The organism is Actinomadura verrucosospora (assembly GCF_039540335.1).
Classification (GTDB): Bacteria; Actinomycetota; Actinomycetes; order Streptosporangiales; family Streptosporangiaceae; genus Spirillospora; species Spirillospora verrucosospora.
Genome location: NZ_BAABEV010000125.1, coordinates 1 through 580, shown reverse-complemented (window position 1 = coordinate 580; position 580 = coordinate 1). Strand labels below are relative to the sequence as shown.

Here is a 580-nt window from a genome sequence, read left to right as displayed (position 1 = left end):
GTAGAGATCGGCTGCGTTTGCTCGAAACCACCGCAAGACGTGCGGGTCTGGTACCGCCCGCAGGGTCTCGGACCACACGTTGGTGTCGACGATGATCACAGGGAGACGTCCCGCGCCGCTGTGCGGGACGGCTGAGGCAGATCGACGCCACCGGTCTCTTCGCGGATCTGCGCGGACTCGTCGAGCCATGCCAGGACAGGATCGATGTCAGCGACCGCCTCGGACAGGATCGCGCGGACCTCGGCCTCCATCGACTGGTGATGCCGTTGAGCACGCAGGCGCAGGTTCTCCCGCACGTCCTCGGGCAAGTTCCGGACCACGATCGTCGCCATCTGACTCACCTCCCACGTGTTGCTAGCAAGAATGATAGCACTGAGACTTCTCGTCGCGTGGATCGGTTACCCCGTGCGCGATATCGACGCTGCCGCGAGCTCAGAGCACGGGCAGCCTGCGCCGATGAACGAACGCAAGCGGATCCCCTTGCGGGCAGTGCCCGGATCGGGGACCAGGCGTGCGCGCCTTCCGACACCTCCTGTGGCGAGCGGCCGCGGCATCTCGCGGCGTAGTAGGTCGATGGGAC

General features: G+C 65.9%; 1 protein-coding gene. It reads right to left on the bottom strand.

From position 1 onward, the window contains the following. Positions 1-95: 95 nt before the first annotated feature. Positions 96-332 carry a FitA-like ribbon-helix-helix domain-containing protein gene (locus ABD944_RS42250; protein ID WP_320942084.1) on the bottom strand — a complete coding sequence of 79 codons (237 nt, stop codon included), beginning with the start codon at positions 330-332 and terminating at the stop codon, positions 96-98. Between the last annotated feature and the right edge of the window lie 248 nt (positions 333-580).